The 6446-nt window shown below is 49.1% G+C and carries 6 protein-coding genes; 4 read left to right on the top strand and 2 right to left on the bottom strand.

What is annotated here, in order from left to right:
• Both ACP5N5_RS05005 and upp read left to right on the top strand, forming a co-directional pair.
• On the top strand, positions 1-2196 hold a 2196-nt coding region (locus tag ACP5N5_RS05005; RefSeq protein ID WP_428133498.1), incomplete at its 5' end, for a DEAD/DEAH box helicase.
• Positions 2197-2244: 48 nt separating this feature from the next.
• Positions 2245-2937: a uracil phosphoribosyltransferase gene (gene upp, locus ACP5N5_RS05000; protein WP_428133496.1), complete on the top strand. Its 693-nt coding sequence runs from the start codon at positions 2245-2247 to the stop codon at positions 2935-2937.
• Here upp and ACP5N5_RS04995 read toward each other — a convergent pair.
• Entirely contained in the window at positions 2899-3627 is a 729-nt protein-coding gene (locus tag ACP5N5_RS04995; RefSeq protein ID WP_428133494.1) for a P-loop NTPase, read from the bottom strand. The genes upp and ACP5N5_RS04995 overlap by 39 nt on opposite strands.
• On the bottom strand, positions 3624-4013 hold the full coding sequence (gene hypA, locus ACP5N5_RS04990) for a hydrogenase nickel incorporation protein HypA (protein WP_276814263.1): 390 nt from the start codon (positions 4011-4013) through the stop codon (positions 3624-3626). Before hypA ends, ACP5N5_RS04995 begins: the two co-directional genes overlap by 4 nt.
• A gap of 68 nt (positions 4014-4081) precedes the next feature.
• Here hypA and ACP5N5_RS04985 point away from each other — a divergent pair, with 68 nt between their 5' ends.
• Positions 4082-5365, top strand: a complete 1284-nt coding sequence (locus ACP5N5_RS04985; protein WP_276814265.1) for a hydroxymethylglutaryl-CoA reductase, degradative — start codon at positions 4082-4084, stop codon at positions 5363-5365.
• 220 nt (positions 5366-5585) lie between these two features.
• Entirely contained in the window at positions 5586-6404 is an 819-nt protein-coding gene (locus ACP5N5_RS04980) for a carbon-nitrogen hydrolase family protein (protein WP_428133491.1), read from the top strand.
• Positions 6405-6446: the final 42 nt, after the last annotated feature.

Here is a 6446-nt window from a genome sequence, read left to right as displayed (position 1 = left end):
GCTACATACATATCCATTACGGGATTTAATTACCTGAGTCAAGTGGATCAAGCCATGGATATAGATGCACTGCTAGGGTACGGTTTCCCCCGGGGATACATAGAGCTGTTAAAGACTAGGGGGATAGGAAGGCTGAACCCTGTTCAGAGCGAGGCAGTGGAGAAGGGGTTGTTCACCGGGGGAAATCTCGTTGTCTCAGCCCCAACAGCCTCCGGTAAAACACTCATAGCCGAGCTAGCCCTGGTCTACAACTGGCTGAACCATGGGAAGGGAGTATACCTAACGCCGTTGAGAGCGCTTGCCAGCGAGAAGTATGGGGAGTTCAAGACACTGGAGGCTCTAGGAGTGAGGGTAGGGGTTTCAACAGGCGACTACGATGAGCCAGTCGAGTACCTGAGCTGGTACGATATAATAGTGGCTACATACGAGAGATTCGACAGTATACTAAGGCAGAAGCCGAGCTGGCTCCGCGATGTCGGATTAGTAGTCATAGACGAGATCCATATGGCTAGCGACCCTGAACGAGGACCAATAGTAGAGGTTATAGCAGCCAGACTCCTTAGGCAAGGCACCAGGATCATAGGTCTCTCTGCCACAATAGGGAATCCAGAGGCTCTCGCAGAATGGCTTAACGCTGTGCTGGTTAACACCGATTGGAGGCCTGTGAGGCTTGTGGAGGGATACCTGGATAAGAAGAAGCCTGGATTAGTCTTCCCCGTGGATAATAGAGTGGAGAGCGTTGACCTGGAGAACGGGGATCCATTCTTAGACATACCACTACACAACGTGGTTGAACTAGGGTTACAGACACTGGTTTTCATACATAACAGGAGGAAGGTAGAGGATTATGCCGTAGAAGCCGCAAGACACCTTCCGATGCTTCCCGAGGATGCTGTAAAGCCATTTATCAGTGAACTAGAGGATGCGCCAACTAGTATTGAGAGAGACGTGCTTTCAGACCTTATCAGGAGAGGTGTTGGCTTCCATCATGCAGGATTATCCAGTATAGCTAGGAGCACTGTAGAGAAGGCTTTTAGGAGCAGGCTTCTCAAGATAGTCTACGCGACGCCGACCCTAGCTGCTGGAGTAAACCTTCCAGCTAGAAGGGTCCTGGTCTCCTTGAAACGCTATGATGCATCAAGGGGTAGGAGGGTGAATATAAGTATCTCGGAGTACAAGCAGATGGCTGGGAGGGCTGGAAGACCCGGCTATGATGAAATAGGTGAATCAGTGATCACTGATGCATCGAGCAATAGCGAGGCCTTGAAGTATATTAATGGATCCCCTGAGCCGGTTGCAGGCAAGCTTCTCAGTGAGAGAAGCCTCAGGATACATGTCTTATCACTAGTGGCTTCAGGTGAGGCGTCAAGCATCGATGAGGTATCAGAGATCCTTTCATCCACGCTCTCAATGAAGCAGGCTAAGGTCTCACTATTCCAATCAGCGAAGATAATGGGGGCCGTTAAACTACTCGAGGAGTTGGGCATGATTGAGTACTCCGGTATCAATTCCCTGAAAGCTACCAGGCTGGGCAGGGTGACATCCCACACCTACCTGGATCCCTTAAGCATAAGCATATACAGGGAGCTGAAACCAGTCGAGCCTTCGGACATCTACCTGCTCCACGTGGCCTGCTTAACACCGGACTTCAAGAGAAGCTCGCCATATATACAGGATAAGATCGTGGAGAGATTAGAAGACGTTGCTCTCGAGATGGCTGATCAGGGGATGATACCACCGCCCTCGAAAACCAGCCTAGACTATGAGGAGTGGTTGGATGGATTCATGCATGCCATGATACTCTACGACTGGATAAACGAGGTTTCAGAGGATGAAATAGTATCAAGATACATGATTGGCCCAGGAGACCTCTACAGCATGAGGGATACAGCATCATGGATCATCCATGCATTAGCCCGTGTAGAAGCGGTGCTGGGGGATATAAGGTTCCACAAAGCCCTCGACACGTTGTCGAGAAGGATCGAGGAGGGGGTAAAGGAGGATGCATTAGAGCTGATCACACTGAGGCTTATTGGAAGGGTTAGGGCAAGGATACTTATACAACACGGGATCAAGAGCCTCAGGGATCTAGCTGAGACACCGTTATCAAAGATAGCTTCCTTACCGAAGTTCGGTCCAAGGATAGCTGAGGAGATAGATAGACAGCTCAGGGACCTCGGCTATAGGATTAATTAAACACAAGCCTTTAACCTCCTGAAAACATTAAATCTTAATGTGAGACACATGGGTAGACTCATAGTCATCGATAACCCGCTAGCTAAATACTATCTAACACTACTCCGTAAACCAGGTACAACACCCGGACTCTTCAGGGAGTACATGAGAAAACTTGGATTCATAATGGGCTACGAGGTCTCAAGACTACTCGAGTGGGGCAGGGTCTTCGTCGACTCCGATCATGGGAGGGCTGAGGGCTTCTATCCATATAAACCGGTTTACATAATAGGGGTGTTAGGCGCCTCGATACCCTTCACACACGGGTTATGGGATGCCATGCCCTGGGCTGGACTTGGGTTAGTTGCAGCGAGAAGAGTGATCAGTGAGAACAGGGTTGATGCGGAGATATATTATGAGAGGATGCCGAGCAACCTCACAGCTTACACAGTTATAGTAGTGGATCCAACGCTTGCCACAGGAAGGACAATGGTGAGGGTAGTTGAAGAAGTGCGTGCCAGGGGAGGAGGAAGAATCATTGCAGCCACAGTACTCGCCTCCCGCTACGGGGTAGAGTACTTCCACTCAAGGTTCGACGAGATACCATTGTTAGCCATAGAGGTGGATCCAGTTCTCGATAAAAACTATTTCATTATGCCAGGGATCGGTGACGCAGGAGATAGAAGCCTAAGCGCTGACATGGCTTTCGAGCCGAGGCTGGGGCTAGAGTTCAGTGAGCCTGGAGAGGATCGAGTCGAGTAACCCAGGATCTATACAGGCCTCCACCATCCTTGAGCCCAGGCAGGACTCGATGCCCGGTGTGTAAGGTATGTAGCCAAGGTACTCTACATCCCCGAGTACCTCATTGCCTCTCAGAGACTCATTCCCCATGTTCTCGATAAACCCAATCCATTTAAACCCAGCCTCCCTCAGCACGCTTACTAATCTGGCGGCGCTTTTAACAGAAAGGATGCTTGGTGTTGAAACCACTATGGGTTTAACGATGTCTCTCAGCATGTATACTAGATCCAGGTGTTCGTCACTCATGCCTGGCGGTGTATCAATGAATAGGAGTTTTAGTCTGCCCCATTTAACTATTGCCAGTAGCTCCCTGAGAGCACTCCTAGCCGCCTCACCCCGTAGAGGAAGGGGTTTATCAATTGTGTAGGCTACAATTGAGAAGTACTTCAACCCTTTTAAATCATATGGTAGGATCCCCTTCTCCTCTTCATACTTTAACTCGCCGGGGTTCAAGTTAAGCAGGATATGTGTTGAGGGGTTAGTGAAGTCTATGTCGAGCAGCCCTGTCTCGAATCTCCTTGAAGCATGGAGAGCTAGGAGTGTCGAAACAGTTGATTTACCCACACCCCCCTTGCTACTCACCACAGCATATACATTTCTTATGCTCGAGAGATTCCTGACTATGTTATGGATCCTCGGGTCCTCGATCACTCCGACACCACCTCTATTGAGGAGACTCCGCGTCCCTTGACTATGGTGAAGTCCCTGCTACCACACTTAGGGCACTTCACCAGGGCGTAGACGGCTTCAGGCACGAAGTGTATGGCTTCCCTCTCCTCCTCACTTAGTGCTGATGGGCTAAGGCTCCACTTGTAGCCGCATGTACTGCACTCCAATAGGGGTTCCTCGTCCTCGAACACTATATCTTTGATCTCGATGTTATTCATCGATGCCAGCTCCCTTAGGCTGAACCCTAGTATTTCCTTGTCGATGCCTTGAAGTATCCCCAGCCTTATCTTCAGCGTCTTCACTTTCCTATATCCCTGACTCATAACATGGTATATTATTGACTCTGCGAGAGCCCACTCATGAACCATGACTCTACACCACTCGCTCTGTATTTATTTTATTTCTACATAATATAGTTACCTAATGGTGTGTATGCATGGAGAAGACAAGCCGTATACAGGGCTTCTACAAGCTTCCCCTTGAAGAAAGACGGAGGATAGTCTGCGAGTGGGCTGGGCTAACAGAGGAAGAGTGCAGGACACTGAGTGAATTCGGTAATCTACCAGTTAAGATAGGGGACAGCATGATTGAGAACGTTATAGGCGCGATGAGCTATCCCTTCGCAGTAGCGACAAACTTCCTGATCAATGGGAGGGATTACCTTGTCCCAATGGTTATAGAGGAGACAAGCGTCGTAGCGGCTGCAAGCAATGCAGCCAGGATGCTTAGGCATGGGAAAGGGATACTTGCAAATGCTGAGAGACAGGAGATGATCAGCCAAATACACCTGGTTAAAGTAAACTCCCCACGCTTTAAAGCCATGAAGATTATCGAGGCCAAGAAGGAGCTACTGGACTACGCGGCACAGCAGGATCCAACCCTGCTAAAGTACGGCGGGGGTCCCAGGGACCTCGAGGTAAGAGTAATGGAGCACCCTGCTTTAGGCGGGGTCATAATAGTCCACCTAGTAGTAGACGTCAGAGACGCCATGGGTGCTAACACTGTTAACACGATGGCTGAAGCGATAGCCCCGCTTCTAGAGAAGATAACGGGTGGGGAAGCAAGGCTCAGAATAGTTTCAAACCACGCAGTATACAGGGTTACACGGGCATGGGCTGCGACACCTGTCGAAGAAGTGGGAGGCCTTGAAGTAGCCAGGAGGATAATGGAGGCATCTATACTCGCCGAGATAGATCCCTATAGGGCGGTAACCCATAACAAGGGCATAATGAATGGAGTAATAGCAGTAGCCCTCGCGACGGGACAGGATCACCGCGCCATAGAGGCTGGAGCCCATGCATACGCCTCTAGAACGGGGGTCTACAAGCCCCTCAGCTACTGGGAGGTAACAAGCGATAACTATCTTGCGGGAAGCCTTGAGATACCTCTCCAAATAGGCGTTGTTGGAGGAGCAGTCAAGGTACACCCTGTGGCAAAGATAGCATTGAAGATCCTAGGGGTAAACACGGCTAGGGAGCTCGCCGAGGTAATGGCTGCGGTGGGGCTAGCCCAGAACCTAGCCGCTCTAAGAGCCCTCGTGACGGAGGGTATTCAGAAAGGCCATATGAGGCTCCACGCCAGAAACCTCGCTATAATGGCTGGTGCATCAGGAGATCTAATAGATAAGGTAGCCGAGAAAATGATCAGGGACGGTAGAATAAGATACGACTATGCTAAACAACTAGTAGAGAAAGCACTACAGGGCGAGCCATTAGACTAGTTTTTCTCCTTATCCACTTGTATACATTTTTAAAGGTGTACCAGCTCTAGATGTGGTTTCCTACGTTATTTCCACAGACTTCTGCTTCTTAAGAAGCATATCAATATTCTCTATAACAGGTTTATTTCCTGCATCGTGTTTAATCCCTAGCATCTTGGATAATATTTGGCCTCACTGGTTAAATAGGTTTCCATGATGCATTATTCAAAAAGGGGATGCTATGTCATCGATCACGATTGGAATAGTGCAGGCAGGATTCGATGATCTCCCAGCGGAGAACGCTGGTAAGGCTATTGATATAGTGAGGAAGAATTATAAGGAGGCTGATATAGTAGTTCTCCCCGAGTACAGTATGTTGAACCCGTTGAAGATAGGGGATCCAAGACTAGTATACAGCTACTCGGAGACACCGCTTACAAGCAGGTACCTGACTGAGATGGCTAAGCTTGCTGGAGAGCTAGGGGTGTTCATACTGGTACATTTTATAGAGAAAACAGATACTCCACCGCTAACCATGAGCACGAGCATAATAGTGACTGATAGAGGCGAGGCGATACCGGTCTACAGTAAGATGCACTTATTTGACGCATACGGCTTCAGAGAGTCAAGCTTCTTCAAGCCGGGCAATGCACCGGGTAAGATAATATCGATTAAAGGAGTCAAGATAGGTTTCACGATATGTTATGACCTACGCTTCCCAGAGCTGTACAGGATCACCGCTTTAATGGGCAGCGAGATAATAATCGTGCAGGCAGGCTGGGTGAAGGGACCGCATAAAGAGGAGATACTTGATAAACTAGCAAGTATAAGGGCACATGAGAACACTGTCTACATAGTCCTAGCTGATCAAACAGGCGATATGTTCGTGGGAAGAAGCGGCGTGTTCAATCCGTGGGGCTACAGGGAGCTGGATCTAGGCTGGAGGGAAGCATACATTGAATACACGATAGATGCATCCCTCATAAGTGAGGTAAGGGAGAAACTACCAGTTCTACAGCAATCGAAGAATAAATGGGAGATAAGGCTGTTAATGCAATAGGGGCAGCCAGTTAAAACGGGTCGAGCACCGCTAGGAAGCATT

The organism is Desulfurococcus sp. (assembly GCF_049970475.1).
Lineage (GTDB): Archaea > Thermoproteota > Thermoprotei_A > Sulfolobales > Desulfurococcaceae > Desulfurococcus > Desulfurococcus amylolyticus.
Note: the sequence above shows the minus strand (reverse complement) of the source record. Positions and strands in the feature narration are given on the sequence as shown.